A 273-nucleotide genomic window follows, 5' to 3' on the forward strand; every position below is an offset into this window, starting at 1 on the left:
TTCGACGCCGGCAAATGCCGCTGCACCGACTATCAGAACCGGCTGGAGCGCGTGCCCGACTGCGTCGGCCTGACGCCCGACAATGTGCGCACGCTCACCTGGCTGCCGGCGACCTGTGCCTACCGGCTGGTCGCCGAGGGCAGGGACCTTTATTGGTGGCATCCACTGGTCTCGGGATCGAAGGAGACCGTGCACGAAGCGGGCATCTCCATGCGCGGACGGGTTTCCGCTTCCGAAGACGACATGCCGGATGCCGAGGCCTATTTCGACTTC

The 273-nt window shown here is 65.2% G+C and carries 1 pseudogene; it reads left to right on the forward strand.

The annotated features are described in order from the left end of the window. Window positions 1-273, forward strand: a pseudogene (locus WDW90_RS39410) (YcgN family cysteine cluster protein); the annotation flags it as partial.

The sequence above is a fragment of the Methylobacterium nigriterrae genome (assembly GCF_037106235.1).
Taxonomy (GTDB): domain Bacteria; phylum Pseudomonadota; class Alphaproteobacteria; order Rhizobiales; family Beijerinckiaceae; genus Methylobacterium; species Methylobacterium nigriterrae.